This is a genomic window from Undibacterium sp. SXout7W, from assembly GCF_049339385.1.
Classification (GTDB): Bacteria; Pseudomonadota; Gammaproteobacteria; order Burkholderiales; family Burkholderiaceae_D; genus Undibacterium.
Genome location: NZ_JBMPPF010000005.1, coordinates 66,791 through 92,411, shown reverse-complemented (window position 1 = coordinate 92,411; position 25,621 = coordinate 66,791). Strand labels below are relative to the sequence as shown.

Sequence of the window (25,621 nt, the reverse complement as noted above, 5' to 3'; positions counted from 1 at the left end):
TAATGAACTCTTATTTTAATCCAGCACCGCCAGACAATCATAGCATACCACCATCAATTCAAGCGATATTGACATCGTTGTCAAGCACTTCAGCTTCGCTTTCCAAGACAAATCCCACGACAAGTTTAGCGGAAAGGCTTCTTGCTGAATTTCGTGCAACTAAGCGGGTAAACTTTGAAGAAACCAATGCTTTAGCACTTGAATGTATTCACGAGATTCTTGAATCCATCTTGCCAGATGGAGAGCTACGTGGTCAAAGGTACGTTGCACTAAATCCGACGAGGAATGACGTCAACCCGGGCTCATTCGGAATCGATATAGAAAAAGGTATCTGGGCTGACTTCGCAACTGAAGACAAAGGTGGCGATGTCGTCAGCTTCGTGAAATATGTAAATAATCTGGATTCTCAACCTGAAGCAGCAGTGAAAATTCTAGAATTCATTGCCGGAATCGAGCCATTAGCCCAGAAAAACCGTATCGAAACGAACTCGAAGCTAATCAAAAAAAAGAAAACACACTCAGAATACACCCATATCTTTCCAATTCCAGAAGATGCGAAAGAGCGCCCAAAATTTTTTGGCAAAGACCTGGGAACTCCAAGCGATATTTGGGAGTATAAAAATGCCGAAGGCAAAACCCTATTCTATGTAAATCGATTTGAAACAGTCTCGGGCAAAGAATTTCGCCCACTGTCCTACTGCATTGATAGCACTGGCCATAAGTCTTGGCAATTGCTGGCCCCGGCTTCGCCACGTCCGGCCTACGGACTCGATCGCCTGGCCGCAAGACCGGGCGCACCAGTTCTTTTTGTCGAGGGCGAGAAGGCGGCAGATGCTGCACAAAGACTTTTCCTAGACTTTGTGGCTGTAACCACAATGAACGGAGCAAAGTCGCCTGAGAAAACTGACTTTAGCCCATTCGCTGGTCGAGAAATATACTTTGCTCCTGATAATGATGAAGCAGGCGATTTCTATCAAAATCGTGTTTCAGCACTATTGAAGGATGTCGGGGCTAAGGTGATCGCTACCATATCCAAAAATCACTTTCAGAAAAATGATGAGCCACTTGCGAAAGGCTATGACCTGGCAGATGCTGAAGCAGATGGTTGGACACAAGCAGACATCACGAGAATTGGTAACGGATTATGGATGCCTTTTACGATGGCAGATGAAGCCACAATAAATCCTGAAGGTAGCCATCAGCAAAACTCAGAAACTCAAGTAAAGCGCATAAACAATATGCCGCCTGGAATAGCTGCGTTTACCGCAAAACACTACCCAAATGGACTGATTTTTATTAACGGGGAGTTCTATGCATATGAAAATGGATATTGGCCACGCTTGGACATACAGAATGATATCAGGCGAAAAATGGCCGAATTTTTGGGTATTACCGCACATCCCAAAGTCATCAATGAGAACTTGATACTTCTAAAGGATTTTTTCTCAGAAAGGGAACAGACCGCACAACCAGACAGGACATTGATCTGCATGCGCAACGGAACCTACAATACAACAAACTTTTCGCTTGAAGCGCATAGTCCCACGCATCTGTTGCGTACAAAAGTCAATGTCGATTGGGATGCCAATAGTCAATGCCCACGCTGGCAGGAATTTGTTCGTGAAATTTTCGCACAAGATTCAGATGTGGACGAAAAAGTTTGCTTTATCCAAGAATTTTTAGGCTATTGCTTAGTTCCCGATAACTCACAGCATAAATGGGTGTTGATGGTTGGCGAAGGTGGCAATGGAAAATCTGTTTTATTAAATATTTTCACCAAGTTGATCGGTAAAGAAAATATTAGTAACGCACATATAGAACGACTAGGTGACAAGCATTCCAGGGCAGAACTGGAGAACAAACTTGTGAATATCTCTTCTGAAATGTCTGCAAACGCCACCGTCTCAGATGGTTACCTTAAGCAGATCGTGTCTGGTGATGACATTGAAGCAGAAAGGAAATTCAAAGACCCATTTTCCTTCACGCCATTCGTTCGTCTGATTTGTGCAACTAACCACTTGCCCAGATTACTAGACTTATCAGATGGCTTTTTTCGGCGACTGGTTATACTGAAATTCAACAGACAATTTACCGGAAATGAAATTGATCCAAATTTGACAGCGACCTTGACTCAAGAACTGCCAGGCATTTTACGTTGGGCACTTGATGGACTACAACGCTTGCGTCAAAGGGGGGCTTTCATTATTCCGAAATCGTCATTAGCCGAGTCCATGATTTATAAAAATGAATCCGATCCTATCCAAATATTCACGGAAGAATGCATAATTCGTAGTGATAAGCGTGGCTTGCGTCCAAACCAGATTTATCCTGCCTATAACCAGTGGTGCAAGAACAACGGCTTCAAAGCACATAGCAGCATCAATTTTGGTAAACGTATGGGGTCGCTGAAGTATGAAAAAAGCCGTTCATCGGGCAAAGACTATTGGAAAGTAGAACCATTGGATGGATTTTCAAATATTTGGCAACTGGACGTAGGTGGGGCTGAGTTTGTTGATGAACCGCCAGCTGCTGTAATCCAACCTGTTGCCAAATGTCCTGCGTATGTAGTGTAAGTGTGAGGTAGTGTTAGATGGTGTGGCTTGATTAATTCACCCCACACCACAAAAACCTATAGAAGAATATGGCTGTTTGGCTAGAAAAGTGTGAGGTGTGGGATGTTCTTACATATAAATTATTTCAGCTCAAGACCCTCAACATTATGATTTGCCAGAACCAGATTTTGATGCATTGGTCTCTTTGACTTTATGCTCACATCTCACACTTTTTTGCATGAAGTGCCTTAGCTTGCTGAAGGTTTATCAAGTGTGTGATGAATGAGATCAAAGTGAAGCGCACACTGTATATGTTATGCATTGGGGACAAGACTTAACAAGGTTATTTGCGCAGTCGCATTTGCACCGGAAAACGGAAGCTGACGGCATCACAGAAAAAGAGTGATATCCATGAACAAAGAGAAGCCAACCAAAGAGGAACTGGAAATAATCAGGAAAATTTTCGACACCGTAGTTGGCGAATATGAAGCAAACAGTCGGATTATTTTCAAAAATGAGTCAGAGCGTGCAAGGAGAGAATTTGGCAGTGTGCATAGAAGTTTGAAAAACTGGTCAACAGCAAGACGCTGCATGGTCCCCACTTGTCATAACCTAAGCATAGGACGGTCGCATACAATACCTAAGGGAATGGCATTAACGGTTATAAGTGAAAATTCGCATGTGCTAGTTCCAGATTTTTCTCACAAAACAAATACTTTGCGACTCAAGAAAACGGGGATTTCCGAAGCAACGACTTTCCCAGGTTTTTGCACAGATCACGAGTTGTTGTTTAAAGACTTTGAAAGCAAGAAGATTATAGATACTGAAGCACACGTTTACCTACAAACTTACCGTACCGCATGCAGAGAATTATTTCGTCTAAATTTTGTAATTGAGCAATTTGATTGGACAGTAAATGAATACCGCCAAGCTCGTGAGGAAGGACTATTGCGCATACTTCGGGAAAGAATTAAGCAACACAGGTCGGCTATCGATTTAGGTTTCGCATCTATGCGATTCCAAAACGACCCCTTAACAGATCAAGCAAGCAAGCGTGTGAAATCAATTCGGGAACAGGCAGCTCATTTAGAAAATTTACTGTTGCCGTCAATTGAGAAAGCTGTATTCCCAAAAGACGATTCTGAGATTTATATAATGGCTACGGAGGTTGATATTATGATTCCCGTTGCGCTTGCTGGATCAGCTTCTTTTTTTGTAGAGGAAAACGGGATCGAAAGGAACGTCCCTCTCTTGATGTGTGTTGTTCCTCAACCTGAAAAAACTTTGATCATTTTCTGTAGTCACAGTTCAAACTTTAAACAAGTTAATGAATATGTAGCTTATTGGACAAAGCATGCGCTCTTAATTCTGTCAATGATTGAGTCGTGGATGATTAACGGCACGGATCAGTGGTGTATAACACCAAGCGTTTGGAACAAGATTCCTGAAAGTAGAAGGCTCGCTTTACTAAATTTGTTATTGAACACCAAGAACAATATTGGTCAACAGTGTGAACTTTCCATCTTTGACGATATTAGAAAAGACTTGATAAACCAAACTGATGCATTCAATGCCAAAGATATAACGAGTGCCTCTAAAATTTTCATAATGTCCGAACAAAAGAAGATGGAATAAGGTCGTCAGCTTACAATTTCGCAAACGAGCATTAAGTAAATCAGGAATTTAATTGCCCATGAAAATTCCAGTGCCCGGTGTTTTTAACTGATCTAGCCAATTAGAAATGACGAACCTGTCTGCCTGATGGATATTGTAACCTCTTGCAACACAATCCTTTTTTGCGCCGGGTGACAAAGCCGATGTAGTTACGATTAACCCTGAGCTTGCTTTTTCCCATTGCATATCTGCCCAAAGCGTCTTCACCACGGTTTTGTCGATCTTCTCTTTATATCTTTTACACTGGATCAATATAAGTGGAGGGTCTTCTGGGGAGATATTCTCTTTCCATACACGAACATCAATCCCCCCATCATTGCGCCCAGCCCCTATCTCTACTTTGTATCCCTGGCGGTCAAAAAATTCTGCTGTTAGCCCCTCAAATTTTCGCCAGTTCATATGACCTAATCTGTCTTGGTTTCTGTGCAAATAGTCAATATATCGCTGATCTAAAAATTTTCCATATGAAGCCTCAAGAGATTCGGCTGAGAACAAATCTTCAAGTTCAATGGTGTTCTCCCATTCAACACGGCGAAATTCCGAGAGATTTCTGTGCTGATCCTCGGCACGTCCCGTAATAATCTCAAATGCCATTTGCAACCCATCTTGACCATACAGCGCAGCAGCCTTTCGAAAAAATCCGGTTGGATCGAAAGCTTTATTCTCGGATTCGGATGCACTATCTATCATCAGTTCAATCTCTTCAGAGAACAATTTAGAGATTGCCATATACATTGCTAAAAGCTCTGCGTTGCCTTGATACTTGTGGAGTAATCGTACCCAAGAAGGAATAGTTGACGGACTATTTATATTTCCTAGTTTGTATAAAACCTGAGCAAAAGTCTCGTCTATATCTTCAGCCCGAATACGGAACCATTGATCTTCAGGTAATAGGAATGGTTCTATCGCAGATGATTCTGACTCAAATAATTCTGCGAGTTGGTTACCATTTAGAGCAATGCCTGTTTTGAAACCAGCGGCCTCACTAATGAGTACAACAAACTCGCCGGCTCTTAATCTCATCGCTCCCATTAGTCCCCCTATTACATATCTTCCAGAAATTTTGCTTTGATATATTTTTTTGTGCCCTCTGCGTGCATTAGAACGACCTCACCTTTGATCGTGCCAAACACATAGTCGTCTGGCGACTGAAATGCTTTAGATGCGATCCTGACTTTTACTGCCTTGTCATGAAAGTCTGGGAGACTGGGGCTGATATAGGCCTTATCGATTCGCCGGTTAGCATCGTATTCAGATTCTTCCAATTCAATCTCCTCATTTTTAATAACTATTTATCCGCAAGAAGTACAAAGGCGAAAATGTGGCATTACTAAAAAACAAGAGATTTGAGCTGGCATTTGTCAATATGTTCGTTATCACTGAGGATGATAATTTTCATAAAATTCTGACAGCCAATTATCCAATTTTAACTAACTGGTACAATACTTTAGCAATTTCTTTGGAACGCTCCCGAATTTCCAATTCAGACCATTCTGAATTATTCACAAGCGCTTTTTTAACAGGGTAATTAATTTCCTTCAGGAATTTAATTTTCTCTGATGGCTCCTTGTCTTTTAAACGATCTGAATTCGTCTTAGACTCAACCAACAATAGATTACCAATATTCCCGACGACATCTTCAGAGGTACCCTTCTTGATAAATGACTCAGGAAGTAAATGTTCAATTGTTAAATTATCAAGATTTATCTTTAGCCCATTTATCTGTTCACCTAATTGCCTGGAAAGTGAATATTTAATAACATTTTTATGCTTCGTGCGATTTGCGAGATAAGTTAGTGTTAAAAATTTAACCTCAAACTCTTCATACGAAGGAAGCTTGCTGGCTAACATAGAGAACAGTCCATTAAGTATGCTCTGGATCTCATCATTGCCGTTGGAGTCAGAAAGTTTGATCGCAAACGTTGAATACATTGTTGCAATCGATCCTGACGATCTTTGAGAAGTTACTGCATTGAAAACAAAGTGAAAGAATTCTATTTTTTTCAACGTCGTCTTTAAATTTTTTAACGACAATTTTTTATCGTAATACGCTCTCAATAAAGCCAAGACCATTGAAGATTGTTGTTTTACCTTAAATGAGTTTAAGACCAGCAACGATTGCTTGACTTCAGCCTCCTCTTTTGTCCACGTGGCATTCTCAGGATCAAGGGCACGGCAATAAATCGGGGCAACTTCATTTAAACGCTTCATCAACAATTCTGCGTTCCCCTCTTTTACTGATACATATACAGAAATCTCGGAGAACAGCTTTTGATCCGTGGTATAGCCATGTGCTGAAAGCCAATAATGCAGCAAAAAGACATCTAGAGTTTCTGCGCCATTTATATCGTCGAATCTTTTTATTAATAAATTCCATGACTCTTTAGCAGAGTCAAGTTTGATATTCGCCGCTTTTATTTTTTTCAGGAGGAGATTTTTCACCAAGTCAGAGCTTTTCAGGTCTCGTCCTCGTGCATTCAAAGTCTCAAAGATCAAATAGGCATCATCCTCGTTATCCAGCTGAATAAATACTAATTTCAAAGACAGTACCTTGTCACGCAACGCTTTTAATTTTTGTACAGTTTCATCGGTAAAGTCAAAAGCTAAATCCGCTTGAGATGAGGGACTTATCATTGCAACCGGTGCTAGCAAAGAAAGTTTATGATTAATCAACTCAAATGCTGTTTTCAAATTTAATTCTTCAACACCTACGTCCCAATCTACGCCGGTTCCAATAAAATTTTGAATATGATCTTGTAGATATGGGTACGAAGTTTCTGCGTTTAATACAAATTCTTCTTGATTGTCGATATTCGGTTTTTCAATGTACTGATGCACCCCTTTTGCTAAATTTGTCTCCCCAATTGAAATAAATGAATTACGAATAGCGGCAAGGATTAACGTAATTGTCGTCAGCCGCTGCTGACCATCAACAATACCGAAATACGGTTTTTTGGCCTGGTAGACAACCATGGAGCCTATGAAATAATTTTCAGCATTGTCATTAACGACATCGTTCCAAAATTTCTCGACTTCATCACGCTCCCAGGAATATGGGCGCTGAAATCGGGGAATCTGAAAATACCCAAGCGAAAAAATGTCTTGAATTTCTTTGTCGTTTGCTTCTATTTTCATATTGTGGATATCAAGTTATCAAAGGAGTATAAATTTTACAATTTGATATTAATGTATCGAGTGCCACATCTGCAAGCATTGAGCGTGCAATTAGATTTTTTTATATGCTAAATCCCCCCAACTACAGGAGGGCGATAGCACGCCTTTTTCGGTTATTCCAAGAAAATGAATTTAGGTGCTAGCAGCCGACCTACAAATAGCAATCAGACTTTGATTATCTAGGCAATGACACCGGTAAGAACTATACAATTTTCATCATACTGCTGCGTCTAATTGGCTGCCAGCCTTTAGATTTAGTTTTTCCAACAAACTAGGCTTAGTCGTTGGTGCCAACAAAGGTTTTTCATCTCCCTTAGTTTCTGTAAAGAACTCGTCAACAACATCTGCAATCTCGTCATCACTTTCTTCAAATGCGCCATTAGCAAACCCATTTCTGGCAGCAATATCCAATGCACTCTGGTCATATCCAACCGCCTTGCGCATTTCATCAGTCTGCCTTGCATGGGAAATGGCCGCTGCAAGTGTCAAGCCCTCCCGCACTGTGATATCAACATAGTAGATAGCTGATCTGTGGCTCTGCGTCGTGCTTTTTCCCCGCAAGCGCAATTCAAGTGGAAGGCATGACAGCAGATTTCCAGATACAGCCTGGTAATAGGCCAGCCGTGCTGCCAAACTGCGGATACTGTTAAATCCTGTAGTGCGGAAAACAAAGCTACCCAATTCATCAGAATCCCCGATAGACACATTGAGCCTTGCATAGGGCTTGCAACCGCCTTTGGCAAGCTCGCAGTTATCAGGGGATGGGCAAGTTGCTGTCTCAATGCCAGATGCCGTAAAGCGCCTGCAAACGTCCCCGTCGCCGACGCACAAAGGGCGACCATTCTTTTTGTCAAACAAACTGTAATCTGCTCTAAGATTGAGGTCTGGATCATTGAATAGCACATTTATAGGGATGGAGCGGAGTTTGTTATTGGCTGCTCCTTTACGCAGTTCTTCGTCCAAGGGGTGCAATACCCAACCATCTCTGTTCTGGACTTGTGACGTGATGGTGAACTGGTCATCTTTCTCTGGCAGCCGCTTGCCGTTCTTTTCGACTACACGGCCAATTGAAATGCGCCCCAATACAGGTGGGGTAATGGCTAAACCTTTAATCATGGCGATGCTCCTTTAATGGCAATACCTGCCTTGGGTTATCTATAGGCAGGCGAATATGAGAGCCCAGTTGATCTGGGCTATTGATTGGAATGTGTTTGTTCAAGCGGTTATAAGAAAGCGGCGACTGCCTGGCTTGGTCAGTGGGTACTGCTCCAGCAACTCAGGCTGCTCCTGCAAGAGCGTAGGAATATCTAAGACCAGGCTATCCTTCGCCCTTCGCCATGTCACAGCACCAGTCTCAAAGAGGGCTTTGCTTGCTTCTGCCATACGTTGCTGTATGCGTTGCTTAAGCTCGGCTTCGACCTTTTCATGAGCGGCGATTTGCTCACGGACTGACACCAGATCTGCGAAGGCAGAAGACATTGCTCTGTCACTGGTCAAGTCAATCGTGATCCCAGAATCTTTTGGATACAGACAGCGCAATGCCAATTCAGCAGACTCTGAACCATCGGCAGGCGGTGGTATGTCAGCTTCAACGTAATGCCAGAATTGCCTTTCGAGTTCTATCAGTCGGGCTATCAGGGCATCGTCTCTGTCGATTCTGTGTATGCGTATTTCCTGACCGCACACCAAAACACAAACATCAGCAGCGGCTTTCCCTGTGACAGCCAATTGATGCTGCACCTGGCAGACGACGTATTCAGGCACACCGTCCCGCCACAGCTTTGCGCCAAACTCACCAGCGGTTTTGCATTCCAGTATCTGCACGTCTCTTGCACCCATGACTTCACGGTCGATATTTGCAAGCATCCAAGCCTTGTCTTTGTCCGGGTGCTGCAATACAGCGTTGATCTTGCGGATCCGGTTGCCTGTGCGTCTCGTGTAGTGTGCAGCAACGATAGGCTCAAGCAGCGTTCCCCAGTACATAGGGCTGGCTTCATCGTTTGCGTCAATTTTTGGTAGATTGCTGTCACGGCCAGTTTTAATCATCCACAATTCCAACGGTGACTGATAAGGGTTCAAACCAACGGCAGTGCCTGCATCACTACTGCCAATTCCTCTCTTGCGCACGTCCAGCCAGTCATCCCTTGACAGGTCATTGGTTTTGACCAGGCGCAACGCTGGCCGCTGTACAGGACTGCTATCCACATTTGCGATAATCATGATGCCTCCTTAAAATGAAAAACCCGACATGCCTAAGCGATGCCGGGTTAATTTGGTTTGCGTTATCAGTTTCTTGTGCCCATAACGCAGAAAGACACTTGTTATTTGCTAGGACTACTAGGCCACCATCAGCAGGGCTTGATCCAAGGCTTTTTGTTTCAGGCTTGCACCTGCACCAAACCATGCTGATTCAAGTCTGTGATCGTCGCTGCGAGCCCGTCTTTCGTGGTCAACGTACTCTGTTACTGCATTCAACAGACCGAATGCTGTTCCCTTGGCAGAGGCCAGTTCTGAACCTTTTCCTTGACCTTCAAACAGCTCTTGTACCTTCTTCATCGCCCTTTCATTGCTGATATTGGCTGTAGATAGGTTTGGGTCATTAAATACCCGCAGAAAGTAATTCATGGATTCATGGGATTTCACTTTGCGCTCAGACAGGACTTTCATGCGGTACATGAAGCCATCCCATGACGAAACAGAGACACCGAGTTGACGCTTAACTGCTTGCGGGTCAAAGCTGGTGCTGTGTGGCACCTTGACTGCGCCATTACCATTGGCAAGTGCAACTGCAAGGGTGTTGTTGCATACAACCCTGATACTGGTGAATTGGGCAGTGGTTGCCAGCGTCCCATCACAGGCAGTTGCCAGCAACAGATAGCCGTTGACCTGGTCATTGCCTTTCAGCGTAGTAGACTGATTAGTTTTCGCCAGCGCCCATATCTTGCGTCCACCTTTTAACACACCGGCAGTCTCCAGCTCAAAACCGGATATTTCTGTGAGGTCTCGGTAAAACTCCAGAATTTCCATTGGCTGTACTACCTGATATCGGTTTGAAACGACTGACAGCGCAACTCTGGTATCCGAGCGATACAGCACCTTCTGATCTGGGAAGGACATGATTGCGCCAAGACTTCCAGCACTTTCAGTCATAAAGCGAACAGGCGTTTCCTTTATATCGAAGTTCATACCTGCTTGTTTTGCCCAGACTTCTATCGACTGGTTAGCAGTGAGTTGATTGCCAAGGCCATGCCAAGGCTTTTCGGCGACATAGGCCATTGTTTCTATGAGGTGTGCCATAGGGTTTCCTTTGCTTGTGTACAGGCGTGCCAACACGACTGCATGCTATGCAGTGACGTGGCTAAATTGGATTATTCAGGGATGTGTGCGATTGCTGGATGAATCGCTATGCGGGAGAGTAATTGGTAAGTTTGACCGACTCAGGCAAAGTCACCATCGTCGTTTTTCCTAAAACTACCTTCACTGCGTCCCATGTTTTGCATGAGACAGTCTTTGAGGTAGTTTGCAACGACTGTGATGGCCTCTACTGCCAAAACCAGCAAGAAACTGATTAAAGATGGGTGCATTTCTTTCTCCTTCAAAAAGTGGTTGGGTTTTTACTTCAACCTACTTATACCAATTTGAAGGTAGCATATTTACTGCTAGCAAGATCTTAGTCTTGCCACATTTCCTGATGGAGTGCGAATTGTGCGATTGTCTCCGTAACTAAAAAGCGTTGATGCTCAGAAAGCGTCCGAATGCGCAGCATTAACTGAATTTCTTCAGGACTGAATGCGTCACGGTTTGTCGCATTCTTTAACGATAATACTTTTGCAGGCTGAGCGGGAGGTTTCTCCGCTATACCGAACCTTAACCATTGTGCAGACACATTCAACCATTGAGCAAGTGTTTCGATTTTATCTGGCGTTGGCTGCGACAGCCCAGTAAGCCACTTCTGTGCAGCTTGCGGTGTAACTGGTGTTTGATGACGCAGATTGAATTGTATAGAGAGTTCCAATGGAGTCTCAACTTTTTTCTTGCTGCGCTTAAGCGCCTGCTTGAGGCGCAAGGCAAAAGCTTGTTTTTCATCAAATAGTCGTGGCATGCGCCAAGTTTGAAATAAAGTATGCGCTCCATGACAACTAAATGATTGTACGAAAATATTAACTAGTTTATCTTAACAACCACTTTCATATATCTGCCGTCCAATCTCGTCTATGTGTATTTCTTATTGAATGCAAAGACTGAATTTAAGAATCGAGTCACCAAATGGAAACAATAAAAAACCTGGCAAATAGCATTATTGAAGATGTTTCTGCCGTTATGAAAGGCACCATAGAAACATCAGCACAGGAGGCAAAAAATATTGCTGAAAAATTAGAGCCTATAAAAGACGAGACCATCCGGATGGGGCGAAATGGCTATCACTCAATGGAAGATGCACTGATATTAGGCACTGAGCAGGTAAAGAACGCTGGAGGAGCTACAGTTGATGCAATTAAAGCAGTGGTGAAAGAACCGACGATAGTGGTCGAAGCCACGTTGGATGGCGTGAACAAAACCAAAGAAGCGATTCTACAAGCAAAGGCATTTACTGCCGATGCATATAACAGACGAGCAGAAATATTTGACGATACAAAAACTTCTGTAAAGGAGAGTGCCGAGTGGACGGCAGATAAGGCAATATATATTGTAAAAAACCCGGTTGAAACTATTGGTGATATCAAAGAACATTCCAAAGCGATTCTTAAGGGTACTCTTGATGGCGCCACCAGTTTTTCTGGACACTTCACAGCAGGAAAGCAGGATTTCGAAGACTGTGAAAACCGGATAAAATTACAAAGCGCTGAACATAAGGAACTTACGGATTTGCCTTTAATCACTGCTGGAAAACTGACTAACAATTCTGCATTTCTGGATGCTATCTTACTAGGCGGGGATTCGCTTCATGCTGCGTTAGCGTCTAAGATTCCAAATGACATATTGCTTGCGTATCAAATGACTATGCCAAACATAGCTCTTGAAAAGTCCTTTAAAGAGTATGTTTTAGACCTCGGTAGTAAAGCTAGTGAAGACATGTTTGTATCTAAAATCAAAGGGAAGCTCTTTGAGATTCAATATGTAGATTACTTGAACTCTTACGATCGACTGCCATCTGGATACCATGCGGAAATGGCTCAACTACCGAATCAACCTGGCTGGGATATACATATAGTAGGGCCTGACGGAGTAGACATAGACTATCTGCAATTGAAGGCAACGGATTCCATACAATATGTGAGAGAAGCTCTGGAAAGGTATCCTGACATACATGTTGTGACAACCTCAGAGGTGTACTCGGAACTTGTCCTTAGGGGTTACCAAGAGCGAGTTACAGATAGCGGGATTGCAAATATAGATTTAGAAAATTTATCGACTGATGGAGTTGGTGTTGCAAATGAAGGGATGGGAGACCCGTCACTTATTTCTCTAGCATTAATTGCATTTACTTCGTACAACAGAAGTGACTTAACATCAATCGATAGAAGCAAGCTATTTGGCGACCGATCAGGTAAGTATGCCATCTCATTCTATGTAGGTGCCGCTGCGACCGCTGGCTATGATAGTGGAGCAAAAATTGCCGCCATATTGATCGCTACAGTCACACAAGCGATCTTAGGCTCTGGACAGCAAAAAATAGACCGACTCAAAGCGATGGAAAAATTGATCTACAACAATGAAGTATTGTTGAACAAACTTAGGGACCAACGACGCGCTTCGCATTGATGAAAAAATGTCTTTTACTCCAGAAACTCTTCACAGACAGTGGAATACGCTAAGGCTTATCCCTCGAAATCCCAGGAAAATTAGCGCTACTGAACTTCATAAACGACTAGCTAAGGAGGGCTTCAGGGTTGGAAAACGAACAGTTGAACGCGACCTCCAGTCGCTGGCAATAATATTTCCCCTATCTGCTGATGAGCGCAGCAAACCCTTTGGTTGGAGCTGGCAAAAGGATGCACCGGTATTTGATTTGCCAGGGCTAACAAATAGCCAAGCATTGACGATGCTGTTGGTTAGAGAACATTTGCGAATGCTGATTCCTAGTTCGGTGCTGGCGCAATTGGAAGGTTTTTTTGCGTTGGCTGAACAAACGCTCTCAAACTTGGATGGGCGTGTTGGCGCAGCCACTTGGCTTGGTAAGGTGAAGGTCATTCCTTCAACACAAGCGTTATTGCCACCTCAGGTCAATTCCGACGTTCAAACAGTCGTCTATGATGCATTACTGCTTGATAGGCAGTGCTTGATTGAGTATCTCGGTAGGGATAAATTGACCAGCGAGCAATATCCCATACATCCGCTTGGCTTAGTGCAGCGTGGCCAAGTTATATATTTGGTATGCACTATAAAGACCTATCCTGACATTCGGATTCTTGCAATGCATCGCATACGGAACGCACAAGCCATTGACACACCGGCGGAACGCCCTGACACGTTCAAGTTCGACGATTATCTGAAGTCCGGTGCTCTTGACTGGTTTCCCCAGAAAGTCTTGTGCCTAGAGGCTTTTTTTTCAGCGGACATTGCCAGTCATCTCATGGAAACTCCTTTGAGTGAAGAGCAGGATTTACAAAAAATGCCTGATGGTCGTTTTCTCTTGCGTGCTAATGTCAGAGAAACCAAGCAATTGATTTGGTGGTTGCAAGGTTTCGGTGCAAGTGTTGAAGTAGTGAAACCAGTAGCTCTTCGACAGCAATTGTATTGCGAAGCCAAACGAATGCTTGAGTTATACGAGGGCTAGTTGCAATTTTCCCTATCTCTATATGCAATCCCCATCCGGTATGTCCTTCAAAATTAGCTAAACCTGTATAAAAATTCCAGTAAAGAATCTCTCATCCTCGATGCGACGCAGTTTGTCGCAGTCGTCTCTTAGACTGAATGCATGGTTAAGAAAATCAGTTTTTAGACGCCATATTCTTTCGTCTGGGTTTGTTAATCCCCAGATCTGAATGTGGTATAGGCCCAGTCAAATCGAGAAAATTAATGATTCAAAAAATTTACTACGCTGTAATTATCTGCGCTCTTCTTTTTGCCGCCATAGCGACCGCATGCATCTTTATGCTTTTTTGGATTATTCGAGTTGCGCAGGCAATACTAAGCGGAATTTGGGTTGTTCTCAACGAGCTAGTATCCGAGCTAGAAAATTCGGCTGTGCGCAGTCTACTCAACATAGTCATGCGGTGTAGAACATGAAAAAAGTCATTATTGCGATGACAAGCTTGGTTCTACTAATTTTACTGGGCTGCACAAAAAAAGAAGAAAATAATTGGATAGACATGGGTGAAGGTCCAGAAGACTTATCCGCTATTCCTTACCGTACTATCAATTTGGAAGGTGTTAATCAAAAGCCAGATTTGCCAAGAACTAACCCAGATTTAGTGTCCCTGACCATGGGATTGCAATCGGGGAAATTAAGGGGTTCGTGGGTTTACATACAACTATTTGATTGCTACGCGCCTCAATTAAGGGATGGTCTTCCATCGATATTGTGTAAATCGTTGAATAATAGCGAAGTGTTTATTGTTGGTAATGACAAAATCAGAGAATTCTTACTCTCAATTGAGCAAAAAGGAAAAATCGCTGCGATTAAAGGTCGGGCAATTGGTTTGTATGCTGATATCCCAGTTGTCTTAATTAAAGATGAGACAGCGCAGCAAGGTAATATGGGTAAATAAACTGCACAGCAATTGACTAAGCATATTGGACAATAAGAACTTAAACTAATTCTTTCGAATCGATGTTAGGCGAGGCCAACGATATATGTTAATGACTTAACCTACTTACATACGATGAGCAAGTAATTGCAAGAAGTCCAAAAATATTTTTTCTCTAAATTTGCCAACGTTTAAAGGGCAAATTCAGAAAAACGATCTTCACTCTCCACCACCTATCATTTCACGAGTTAACATAAGAATGACAGACATTTGATAAGCAAATGTCAGATCAGAAAAAAATTCTTATATTGGAAAAAGATGATAGTAGATATGAATTTAGTAAGGGTGGCGGTAGATCGCCTCGGAGGACCAACCAAAGCCGCCCACGTCATGGCAGTATCAAATACCACTATTCACGCCTGGATAAAGCGTGGCAAGGTCGTCGATATCGACAAAGCCAATTTGATGTCGAAAGTCTCAGGCGTTGAATTGCAGAAATTAAGGGATACGTACTGATGCAAAACAGCAAATTGATAAAATTAAGAGCACAAGCGTTGATAAACTCGGCACTCAGATCGCTTAAAGAAGAAGGTTACGAAGAAGCTCCAGAGAAGACAGTAGATTATGAAAGCTATGGAACATTGACTCCTTGCCAAATTGATCAAGGCGTAGTGGCCTTAGTCCTGCACTGCAACCTGTCTGGCGGATCAATGGCGGATATGGATTTATACAACTTGGTTAAAACTTATCTCAGGAACACTGACGCCAGAGCATCAATGAACGCAATTATTGCAAACGCGCGTTTGACAAATAAGCCAATCACTCCCAAAGTTCCTTAAAGCCGAGGTATTTGAGCTTATTTCCCTATTGCCAGCCGTTGTAATTGGCCAGTAGAATCTAAGGGTTGATGCAAGTGCACAACAATAACAGTAGCACACGAGTAGCACAGAAGAGATGAAAGATCTGGGGGTAATTTCAAAAACCCAAGTATCCACAGGGAAAACCTGGCCTGTCCAGCACGAATCGAACGTGCGACCCCGAGCTTAGAAGGCTCGTGCTCTATCCAACTGAGCTATGGACAGTTCTTTTAAGACTGATCAAAACAGACCAGCCAAAAACTGAAGGCTGAATAGTACATGTTATCCAGTATAGATTCAACCTGCATCCTGATTTTAGAGTGAAAAATTAAACAATTTCGGGCGTAATTTTATCTGCCAATCGTCTGGCACAAGCAGATGCCAAACCAGCGTCATTAGCTTCCACCATCACACGTATCAACGGCTCAGTTCCTGATGCACGTATCAATATCCGACCATGATTACCAAGCTCACGCTCAACCAGTATTTTTTCGCTGATTAAAGCCTGATCTTGCTGCCACTGATAACTTTTAGGTACTTTCACATTTAACAGTACTTGAGGAAACAATTGCAGCTCATCGAAACACTGATCAAGATGTTTGCCACTACGCCTTAACGCTGAAAGCACCTGCAGGGCTGAAACAATACCGTCACCTGTGGAGTGCTTATCCAGGCATAGTAAGTGGCCCGACCCTTCGCCACCGAGCAACCATCCACGTTCATGCATTTGCTCCAACACATAACGGTCACCAACTTTGGCACGGGCAAAGTCAACTCCCAATTTATTGAATGCCAACTCGACTGCCATATTAGTCATCACGGTACCGACAACTCCCTCTACAGCACCTATTGCCAGCCGGTCAATGACCATCAAATACAATAATTGATCACCGTTATAAATTTTTCCATATCGATCCACCATCAATAAGCGATCAGCATCACCATCAAGTGCGATACCAAGATCCGCATGATTTGCTCTGACCGCCAAAGCTAATGCTTCCGGAGCTGTAGCACCTACCTGATCATTAATATTTAATCCATTAGGTTGATTACCAATGGCAATGACCTCCGCTCCCAACTCATGAAAAACATGCGGAGCAATATCATAGGCAGCACCGTGAGCGCAATCGACAACAAGTTTCAAACCACGTAGATCCAACTCAACTGGAAAAGTACTTTTACAAAATTCTATATATCGACCATTTGCATCACGCAAACGACGTGCTTTACCCAAATGATCCGAATCAACACACTGTATCGAACGTTCTAATTCCGCCTCGATTGCTAACTCAACCTCATCCGGTAGTTTATTTCCCTGAGCAGAAAAAAACTTAATGCCATTATCATCGTAGGGATTGTGCGATGCTGAAATTACGACACCAGCAGAAAGGCGTAAAGCACGCGTCAAATAAGCAATTGCAGGCGTTGGCATGGGCCCAGACAGCATTACATCCACGCCTGCAGCAGCAAAACCTGCCTCTAAGGAGGCTTCCAATAAATAACCAGAAATACGCGTATCTTTACCGATTAATACGGTTGGGCGACTATCTCCAGGTGTTTTTGTTTGTGCTAATACCTTACCTGCTGCAAAACCCAGGCGCATCATAAAATCAGGTGTAATTGGAGCAACGCCAACCTTGCCGCGTATACCATCGGTACCAAAATATTTTCTTGTCATTGAGAGTCCCATTTTTTTTATTGGCTAATTATTGGCTAATATTTGCCAGACTTTAATAGCATCTACCGTTTCAGCAACATCGTGTACGCGCACAATTTTTGCCCCCCGACTGATCGCTGCAAGCGCTGCAGATACACTACCCGCAAGACGATGCTCTACTGCCTTACCCGTAATATGTCCTATCATCGTTTTGCGAGATACTCCGACCAACAAAGGCAAACTAAATTCTCGTTGCATCGACTCCATTTGTCTAAAAACGGTAACGTTATGTTCAAATGTCTTTCCAAATCCAAAACCAGGATCAATCGTAATGCGGGAAGGTGATATGCCAGCAGCCGTCAATGCGGCTATTTGCCGACGCAAAAAATCACTTACGTCGAGATTAACATCAGCGTACTCAGGACTTAATTGCATGTTTTTAGGCACATTTTGCATATGCATTACACATAAACCCGCATCTGTAGAATTGGCGATTGCTGCAATTGCTGCATCAGAGCGAAAACCGTTAATATCGTTAACAAGGTCAATACCTGCAACGAGCGCCTCCGTCATGACCTCTGGTTTGTAGGTATCGACAGATAAAGGCACACCGCAATCACGCAAAGCATAAATGACGGGCATTACGCGATCCAATTCCTGAGAGAGCGATAATGGAACAGAGCCGGGGCGAGTAGACTCTCCCCCAATATCAATAATATCGACACCGTCCAATATCATCTGTTCGGCACGTGAAATCGCGCTATCTAGAGACACATACCGTCCCCCATCAGAGAAGGAATCCGGGGTCACATTAAGTATACCCATCACCAGTGGCTTGAATTCAGCCCCAGTTATCGGTAAACGATAGCGGCCGCATTGAAAATGACTATGCATAAAAAATTAAGGGTGAGGACTGCTCCTCACCCCTTTAAAAATAAATAATATGAATTATCAAGCGGGCGCAGCGGCGTTAGGAGATACTCCGCCAGATGAATTATCAGAAGAAGATTTACCTGAAGACTGCCCCAACTTCGGTGGACGAGGATCAATGCCATTCATGATGTCATTAATTTGTTCTGCATCAATGGTTTCCCAATTCAACAACGCCTTCGTCATTGCCTCAACTTTGTCCCGATTTTCCTCGAGTAGCTTACGCGCCAAGGCGTATTGCGTATCAAGAATGGCTCTGATTTCCGCATCTACTTTCTGCTGAGTCGCCTCAGAGATTGTTTTCGACGAACCACCAAAATAACCTTCTTGTTGGCTATCCTCGTACACCATAACGCCCATACTGTCGGACATACCAAAACGAGTCACCATAGAGCGAGCCACCTTAGTAGCGCGGGAGAAGTCATTGGAAGCTCCCGTCGACATCTGACCGACAAAAATCTCTTCAGCAATACGACCACCAAATAAAATAGAAATTTCTTCCAGCATTTTGTCTTTATATCCACTGATCTGATCGTGCTCAGGCAATTGCCATGTCAATCCCAATGCAAAGCCACGTGGCATAATTGTCACTTTATGCACAGGGTCAGCCTTAGGCAATAATTTTGCGACAACAGCATGGCCAGATTCATGATAAGCAGTGTTGCGGCGCTCTTCTTCACGCATCACCATCGATTTACGCTCTGGACCCATAAAAATCTTGTCTTTCGCATCTTCGAAATCCAACATTTCAACTAACCGTTTGTTGCGACGCGCTGCGAACAAAGCCGCCTCATTAACCAGATTCGCTAAATCAGCACCGGACATACCAGGAGTACCACGAGCAAGAATATCTGCTTTCACATCGCTACTGATGGGGACCTTACGCATGTGAACATTCAAAATCTGCTCACGACCACGAATATCTGGCAACCCAACAGAAACCTGACGATCAAAACGACCAGGACGCAACAAAGCTTTGTCCAGTACATCAGCACGGTTCGTAGCTGCAATCACGATCACACCAGAATTAGCCTCAAAACCATCCATCTCGACCAACATCTGATTCAACGTTTGCTCGCGCTCATCATTACCGCCGCCCATTCCGGCACCACGATGACGACCGACAGCATCAATTTCATCGATAAAGATAATACAGGGCGCATGTTTTTTTGCATTTTCAAACATGTCACGGACACGTGACGCACCCACACCAACGAACATTTCAACGAAATCAGAACCAGAAATAGTAAAGAATGGAACTTTTGCTTCACCTGCAATTGCACGGGCAAGCAATGTTTTACCTGTTCCAGGTGGACCAACCATCAAGATACCACGAGGAATACGTCCACCAAGTTTCTGAAACTTTGTTGGATCTCGCAAAAAATCAACAACTTCAGTCACTTCCTCTTTGGCCTCATCACAGCCAGCCACGTCCGCAAAGGTAACGTTATTATTGGTATCGTCGAGCATCCGCGCCTTGGATTTACCAAATGAAAACGCCCCCCCTTTGCCACCGCCTTGCATTTGACGCATGAAAAACACCCAAACGCCAATAAGTAACAGCATCGGAAACCAGGAAATGAAAACCTGAGACAAAAATGAAGGTTCTTCAGGCGGTTTATTGTCAAATTTAATACCATTATTAACCAGATCACCAACTAAACCGCGATCAAAAATAGTCAACTGGGATTTGATTTTTTTGCCATCAGTTGTGGTAGCAACAACTGTACGATTAGCATCATCAATTGTCGCTTCTTTGATATGTTTGGACTTCACCTCATCCAAAAACTCAGAATACGGTATGGAGGCAGTCCCAGACCCTATGCTTTTTCCATCAAACTGCTTAAAAAGTGTAAAAAGCACTAGGGCAACAACCACCCAAATAGCAGCTTTTGAAAACATATTATTCACGAGAACTCCTTGAACGCCGGGTGCGCCATTTGAAACTGTAAACAGTCATTCTACCTTTAATGAGTAGAGCTTGCTAGCCAACATATAATGCTTACATTGAGGATTATCAAGAGGCAATGTGGCTAATCTACATTCTTCAAACCTCTTCCTAGCAAAAATATTTCCGAAGATTTATCTTTGCTTGCTTTTGGTTTTTTATTTGAAACGACCTTAAATGTATCTTTAAAGAGATCAACAATGGTGTTATAGCTTGGCCCGTGAAAACATTTCACGAGCAAAGATCCTGTTGGCTTCAAATGATCACTGGCAAATGAAACTGCTAATTCAATAATGTATTCAACGCGTGCAGCATCTACCGTGGAGTTACCTGATAAATTCGGCGCCATATCAGACAAAACTAAATCAACCTTACGACCAAGCAACCTGGACTCTAGCTGACTCAATACATTTTCCTCACGAAAGTCGCCCTGAATAAACTGTACGTCAGCAATAGGCTCCATCAACAAAAGATCTAATGCAAAGATTTCTCCTTGAATTCCACCACCTTCTTTGCCAGCCAATTTATTCCGTACATACTGCGACCAGCTACCTGGCGTGGCCCCCAAATCGACAATAATTTGCCCCGGACGAACCAGATGCTCCGCCTCATCTATTTCTTTGAGCTTATAAACAGCGCGGGCACGATACCCTTCTTTTTGCGCGAGTTTCACGTAAGGGTCATTAATATGATCGTGAACCCAATTTTGATTGAATTTATTTTTTGCCATTCGCGTAAAATACTGCTTTTAAAGGAATTACTATGTTAAAACTTACGCCCGCCGAAAGAAGCGAACTCAGATCCGAAGCACATGCACTGAAACCGATTGTATTGATTGGTGAAGCTGGACTGTCACCATCCGTTATCAAGGAAATCGATAGTGGCCTTGATGCACATGGATTAATTAAGGTAAGAGTATTTGGCGATGACCGAGAAGCACGTATCGCCATGTATGACACAATCTGCACCGAACTTAATGCCGCACCAGTACAGCATATCGGCAAACTACTGGTTATTTATCGTCCGAAAGTCGACGGCACAAAAGAAACCAAACTAGTTAAAAAAGGTAAAGGTTTACGCGAGGTTACTATCGTAAAACCTAGCCCAAGTGGCACCAAAAAACCAACTGTCTCCAAAGTAATGGTCAAAGGTAACGAGCGAGTAACACAGGGCGGCAATGTAAAACGTGCAAAACCACGCCAAACCAGCGCAAAGAAAAACGCTTTAGGCTAATTTACAGATAACTCCAGCTTTTCCAAACCAGAGTAACTCGGTCACACCAGTGACCGAGACTATCACACCTTAACTGTAACAGTTCAGACGTACAACACATCCAACACTTCGTATTCACGAATACCTGCAGGCGCCTGCACTCCAACAACATCACCTGCGTATTTACCAATTAAGGCGCGCGCAATCGGCGAAGTAATGGAGACTTTACTTAGCTTAATATCTGCCTCATCCTCACCAACAATCTGGTAACTAACTTTTTTGGATGTTTCCAAATCTTCAAGGTGAACAGTAGAACCAAAAACGACTCGTCCTTCTGCATCTAAAGTAGCTGGGTCAATAATTTGTGCTGATCCCAGCTTTCCTTCGAGCTCAGCAATTCGCCCCTCAATAAAAGACTGGCGTTCTTTTGCCGCGTCATATTCAGCATTTTCAGACAAATCGCCCTGAGCACGTGCTTCAGAAATTGCATTAATAACGCTTGGACGCTCTTTTGTTTTTAGATTGTGCAATTCCTGCTTTAATAATTCTGCACCAAATTTGGTGATGGGTACTGTACTCATGTCGCTCACACTTATAAAAGTAAAAATACAGAGGCCACATCGGGCATCAGCATAACCGATGCTTATTGTGAGCTCTGTATCGAATTTAGGTGCTTTCAGAAACATATCTGAAAGCACTGATTTTTCTTAGTTTAAAGTCTTATGCAAACCTTGTAAATCATAAACATGCAATTCATTCAGATGATGCATACCCTCAACGGCAGCCTCCGCACCGGCAATCGTTGTAAATGTAGTAGCTCTAGCGATCAAAGCTGAGGTCCGGATTGCACGTGAATCGACAATCGCGTTCCGTTTTTCCTCTACCGTATTGATGACCAAGGCAATTTCGTTATTCTTGATCATATCAACAACGTGCGGACGACCTTCCACCACTTTATTCACAACAGAAACAGGAATTCCTTCAGCTGCAATGGCCGCAGCAGTTCCTCTGGTTGCAACAATAGAGAAGCCCAGTTCAACCAGATCTTTCGCCACTTTAACACCACGCGGCTTGTCGCTATTTTTGATACTCAGGAAAACCTTGCCGGAAGTCGGCAATTTCACACCAGCACCCAATTGCGATTTCACGAAAGCTTCGCCGAAAGTCTTACCGACCCCCATGACTTCGCCAGTCGATTTCATCTCAGGCCCAAGAATCGTATCCACGCCAGGGAATTTCACGAACGGAAATACCGCTTCCTTCACACTGAAATACGGTGGCACCACTTCAGCACCGATACCTTGTGAGTCGAGTGACTGACCAACCATGCAGCGTGCGGCGATTTTCGCTAATTGCAAGCCGGTTGCTTTCGATACATAAGGAACGGTACGCGAAGCACGTGGATTGACTTCGAGCACAAATACTACGTCCTGGCCATCTTTATGCTGAATGGCAAATTGCACATTCATCAAACCAATCACATTCAGACCTTTTGCCATCAACGCAGTCTGGCGCTTAAGTTCTGCAATCGTTTCTTGCGACAGGGAATATGGGGGCAACGAACATGCAGAGTCGCCTGAATGGACACCAGCCTGCTCAATATGCTCCATAACACCACCGATGAATGTGCGAGTACCATCAGACAAGCAATCGACGTCAACCTCAATAGCATCATTCAGGAACCGATCCAGCAATACAGGAGAATCATGCGATACCTTGACCGCTTCGCGCATGTAGCGCTCCAGATCACGTTGCTCATGAACGATTTCCATTGCACGGCCACCCAGCACATAAGATGGACGAACCACCAGCGGATAACCGATCTCCTGCGCCAGTGCCAATGCCTCTGGCTCAGTACGTGCAGTACGATTCGGCGGCTGACGCAAACCAAGTTCTTGCAGCATTTTTTGGAAACGTTCACGATCTTCTGCAGCATCAATCATGTCTGGGGAAGTACCAACAATAGGTACACCGTTCGCCTCCAGATCAAGTGCCAACTTCAAAGGTGTCTGACCGCCGTACTGAACGATCACGCCAACAGGTTTTTCTTTTTCGACGATTTCCAGCACATCTTCCAATGTCAGCGGCTCGAAATACAAACGATCCGAGGTATCGTAATCGGTCGAAACAGTTTCCGGATTACAGTTCACCATGATGGTTTCATAACCATCTTCACGCATCGCAAATGCGGCATGGACACAGCAGTAGTCAAATTCGATACCCTGACCAATGCGATTAGGACCACCGCCGAGCACCATGATTTTCTTCTTGTCGGTAGGATTCGATTCGCACTCTTCTTCATACGTCGAATACATATAAGCTGTATTCGTGGCAAATTCACCCGCGCAAGTATCAACGCGCTTGTAAACCGGCCGTACATTCAGCGCTTTTCGCTTTTCACGTATTGCAGTATCTGTCGTTTTCAATAACTTTGCGAGTCGACGATCAGAGAAACCTTTTTTCTTCAATTGCAGCATCATATCTTTATCGATGCTATCCAGGCTCTGCTCGTCAAGCCACAATTCGATGTCAACGATATCTTTAATCTGCACCAGGAACCACGGGTCGATATGCGTCAACTGATGCACTTCTTCCAGCGTGAAGCCTTGAGCGAAGGCGTCACCAACATACCAGATGCGATCTGGCCCAGGCTCACCCAGTTCTTTCTCCAGAATTTCACGATCCTGCGTTTTTTCATTCATGCCATCGACGCCGACTTCCAGTCCACGCAATGCTTTCTGGAACGACTCCTGGAATGTGCGGCCGATCGCCATGACTTCGCCGACCGACTTCATTTGCGTGGTCAGACGATTATCCGCCGTCGGAAATTTTTCGAAGGCAAAACGTGGAATTTTCGTAACAACATAATCAATCGAAGGCTCGAAAGAAGCTGGTGTCGCACCACCGGTAATTTCATTACGCAATTCGTCAAGTGTGAAGCCTACAGCAAGTTTGGCTGCAATTTTGGCGATCGGGAAACCGGTTGCTTTTGATGCTAACGCAGACGAACGCGAAACACGCGGATTCATTTCGATAACGATCATGCGTCCATCAGCCGGATTGACCGAGAACTGCACGTTAGAACCACCGGTATCCACACCGATTTCACGCAATACTGCCAACGAGGCATTACGCATGATCTGATATTCTTTATCGGTCAATGTCTGTGCTGGTGCAACAGTAATGGAATCACCGGTATGCACACCCATAGGGTCCAGATTTTCGATGGAGCAAACGATGATGCAGTTGTCGGCCTTGTCGCGCACGACTTCCATCTCATATTCTTTCCAGCCTATCAGGGATTCTTCGATCAGCAATTCATTGGTCGGTGATGCTTCCAGACCACGTTTGCAAATCGTCTCGAATTCTTCTGGATTGTAAGCAATACCGCCACCTGTACCGCCCATCGTGAATGAAGGACGAATGATGACCGGAAAGCCAACATCCTTTTGCACCGCCCAAGCCTCATCCATTGAGTGAGCAACTCCGGATCGAGCAGAACCAAGGCCGATCTTGGTCATCGCGTTCTTGAACTTCAGACGGTCTTCTGCTTTGTCGATCGCCTCAGGGGTTGCACCGATCAACTCCACTTTGTATTTGTCCAGCACGCCGTTACGCCACAAGTCCAGCGCGCAGTTCAGTGCAGTTTGTCCGCCCATGGTCGGCAGAATCGCATCCGGCTTTTCTTTAGCGATGATGCGCTCAACCACCTGCCATGTGATTGGCTCGATATAAGTCACGTCGGCCATTTCCGGATCGGTCATGATGGTCGCAGGATTGCTGTTGACCAGAATCACTCGGTAACCTTCCTCGCGCAAAGCTTTACATGCCTGCGCGCCGGAATAATCGAATTCGCAAGCCTGGCCGATGATGATAGGGCCAGCGCCGATGATCAATATGCTTTTTATGTCTGTACGTTTTGGCAT

At 44.0% G+C, this 25,621-nt stretch carries 22 protein-coding genes and 1 tRNA gene; 8 read left to right on the top strand and 15 right to left on the bottom strand.

Annotated features, from left to right (window positions below; all coding sequences use genetic code 11):
* The first annotated feature begins 2 nt into the window (after window positions 1-2).
* A complete protein-coding gene (locus ACO0LB_RS06915) occupies window positions 3-2,573 on the top strand; it encodes a phage/plasmid primase, P4 family (protein WP_423047825.1) in 2,571 nt (856 codons plus the stop codon).
* 390 nt (window positions 2,574-2,963) lie between these two features.
* Window positions 2,964-4,187 carry a hypothetical protein gene (locus ACO0LB_RS06910; protein WP_423047823.1) on the top strand — a complete coding sequence of 408 codons (1,224 nt, stop codon included), beginning with the start codon at window positions 2,964-2,966 and terminating at the stop codon, window positions 4,185-4,187.
* Between the two features lie 48 nt (window positions 4,188-4,235).
* Here ACO0LB_RS06910 and ACO0LB_RS06905 read toward each other — a convergent pair whose 3' ends face one another.
* The 8 genes from ACO0LB_RS06905 to ACO0LB_RS06870 form a co-directional block, all read right to left on the bottom strand.
* Complete coding sequence (locus ACO0LB_RS06905) at window positions 4,236-5,258, bottom strand: restriction endonuclease (RefSeq protein ID WP_423047821.1); 1,023 nt, start codon at window positions 5,256-5,258, stop codon at window positions 4,236-4,238.
* A gap of 11 nt (window positions 5,259-5,269) precedes the next feature.
* Entirely contained in the window at window positions 5,270-5,491 is a 222-nt protein-coding gene (locus ACO0LB_RS06900) for a hypothetical protein (protein WP_423047820.1), read from the bottom strand.
* Window positions 5,492-5,642: 151 nt separating this feature from the next.
* Entirely contained in the window at window positions 5,643-7,361 is a 1,719-nt protein-coding gene (locus ACO0LB_RS06895; protein WP_423047818.1) for a DUF262 domain-containing protein, read from the bottom strand.
* A 255-nt stretch (window positions 7,362-7,616) separates the two neighbouring features.
* The gene (locus ACO0LB_RS06890; RefSeq protein WP_423047816.1) at window positions 7,617-8,516 is read right to left on the bottom strand and encodes a hydrolase or metal-binding protein; all 900 of its coding nucleotides are present in this window, start codon (window positions 8,514-8,516) and stop codon (window positions 7,617-7,619) included.
* A 99-nt stretch (window positions 8,517-8,615) separates the two neighbouring features.
* Window positions 8,616-9,620 carry a YqaJ viral recombinase family protein gene (locus tag ACO0LB_RS06885; RefSeq protein WP_423047814.1) on the bottom strand — a complete coding sequence of 335 codons (1,005 nt, stop codon included), beginning with the start codon at window positions 9,618-9,620 and terminating at the stop codon, window positions 8,616-8,618.
* Between the two features lie 117 nt (window positions 9,621-9,737).
* On the bottom strand, window positions 9,738-10,697 hold the full coding sequence (locus ACO0LB_RS06880) for a DUF932 domain-containing protein (protein ID WP_423047812.1): 960 nt from the start codon (window positions 10,695-10,697) through the stop codon (window positions 9,738-9,740).
* Between the two features lie 140 nt (window positions 10,698-10,837).
* Window positions 10,838-10,984 (bottom strand): hypothetical protein, encoded by a 147-nt coding sequence (locus tag ACO0LB_RS06875; protein ID WP_423047810.1) that lies wholly within the window; start codon window positions 10,982-10,984, stop codon window positions 10,838-10,840.
* 86 nt (window positions 10,985-11,070) lie between these two features.
* Entirely contained in the window at window positions 11,071-11,502 is a 432-nt protein-coding gene (locus tag ACO0LB_RS06870) for a transcriptional regulator (protein ID WP_423047807.1), read from the bottom strand.
* Window positions 11,503-11,666: 164 nt separating this feature from the next.
* On the opposite strand from ACO0LB_RS06870, the gene ACO0LB_RS06865 reads away from it, so the two are divergent.
* From ACO0LB_RS06865 to ACO0LB_RS06845, 5 genes are all read left to right on the top strand, one after another.
* Window positions 11,667-13,163, top strand: coding sequence for a hypothetical protein (locus ACO0LB_RS06865; protein ID WP_423047805.1), 1,497 nt, complete (start codon window positions 11,667-11,669; stop codon window positions 13,161-13,163).
* A gap of 7 nt (window positions 13,164-13,170) precedes the next feature.
* On the top strand, window positions 13,171-14,178 hold the full coding sequence (locus ACO0LB_RS06860; RefSeq protein ID WP_423047803.1) for a helix-turn-helix transcriptional regulator: 1,008 nt from the start codon (window positions 13,171-13,173) through the stop codon (window positions 14,176-14,178).
* Between the two features lie 448 nt (window positions 14,179-14,626).
* Complete coding sequence (locus tag ACO0LB_RS06855) at window positions 14,627-15,112, top strand: hypothetical protein (protein ID WP_423047802.1); 486 nt, start codon at window positions 14,627-14,629, stop codon at window positions 15,110-15,112.
* Window positions 15,113-15,421: 309 nt separating this feature from the next.
* The gene (locus tag ACO0LB_RS06850) at window positions 15,422-15,607 is read left to right on the top strand and encodes a hypothetical protein (RefSeq protein ID WP_423047800.1); all 186 of its coding nucleotides are present in this window, start codon (window positions 15,422-15,424) and stop codon (window positions 15,605-15,607) included.
* Window positions 15,607-15,930: a hypothetical protein gene (locus tag ACO0LB_RS06845; RefSeq protein ID WP_423047798.1), complete on the top strand. Its 324-nt coding sequence runs from the start codon at window positions 15,607-15,609 to the stop codon at window positions 15,928-15,930. Before ACO0LB_RS06850 ends, ACO0LB_RS06845 begins: the two co-directional genes overlap by 1 nt.
* Window positions 15,931-16,096: 166 nt before the next feature.
* Here ACO0LB_RS06845 and ACO0LB_RS06840 read toward each other — a convergent pair.
* From ACO0LB_RS06840 to ACO0LB_RS06820, 5 genes are all read right to left on the bottom strand, one after another.
* A tRNA-Arg gene (locus ACO0LB_RS06840) sits at window positions 16,097-16,173 on the bottom strand.
* 103 nt (window positions 16,174-16,276) lie between these two features.
* A complete protein-coding gene (gene glmM, locus ACO0LB_RS06835; protein ID WP_423047796.1) occupies window positions 16,277-17,626 on the bottom strand; it encodes a phosphoglucosamine mutase in 1,350 nt (449 codons plus the stop codon).
* A gap of 24 nt (window positions 17,627-17,650) precedes the next feature.
* Window positions 17,651-18,499 (bottom strand): dihydropteroate synthase, encoded by an 849-nt coding sequence (gene folP, locus ACO0LB_RS06830; RefSeq protein ID WP_423047794.1) that lies wholly within the window; start codon window positions 18,497-18,499, stop codon window positions 17,651-17,653.
* Between the two features lie 57 nt (window positions 18,500-18,556).
* On the bottom strand, window positions 18,557-20,446 hold the full coding sequence (gene ftsH, locus ACO0LB_RS06825; RefSeq protein WP_423047793.1) for an ATP-dependent zinc metalloprotease FtsH: 1,890 nt from the start codon (window positions 20,444-20,446) through the stop codon (window positions 18,557-18,559).
* A gap of 122 nt (window positions 20,447-20,568) precedes the next feature.
* Window positions 20,569-21,213, bottom strand: a complete 645-nt coding sequence (locus ACO0LB_RS06820; RefSeq protein ID WP_423047792.1) for an RlmE family RNA methyltransferase — start codon at window positions 21,211-21,213, stop codon at window positions 20,569-20,571.
* Between the two features lie 32 nt (window positions 21,214-21,245).
* Between ACO0LB_RS06820 and ACO0LB_RS06815 the strand changes: the two genes are divergently transcribed.
* On the top strand, window positions 21,246-21,716 hold the full coding sequence (locus ACO0LB_RS06815; RefSeq protein ID WP_423047790.1) for a YhbY family RNA-binding protein: 471 nt from the start codon (window positions 21,246-21,248) through the stop codon (window positions 21,714-21,716).
* Between the two features lie 83 nt (window positions 21,717-21,799).
* Here the strand turns inward: ACO0LB_RS06815 and greA are convergent, their stop codons facing one another.
* A complete protein-coding gene (greA, locus tag ACO0LB_RS06810; protein WP_423047788.1) occupies window positions 21,800-22,276 on the bottom strand; it encodes a transcription elongation factor GreA in 477 nt (158 codons plus the stop codon).
* A gap of 126 nt (window positions 22,277-22,402) precedes the next feature.
* A complete protein-coding gene (gene carB / locus ACO0LB_RS06805; RefSeq protein ID WP_423047786.1) occupies window positions 22,403-25,621 on the bottom strand; it encodes a carbamoyl-phosphate synthase large subunit in 3,219 nt (1,072 codons plus the stop codon).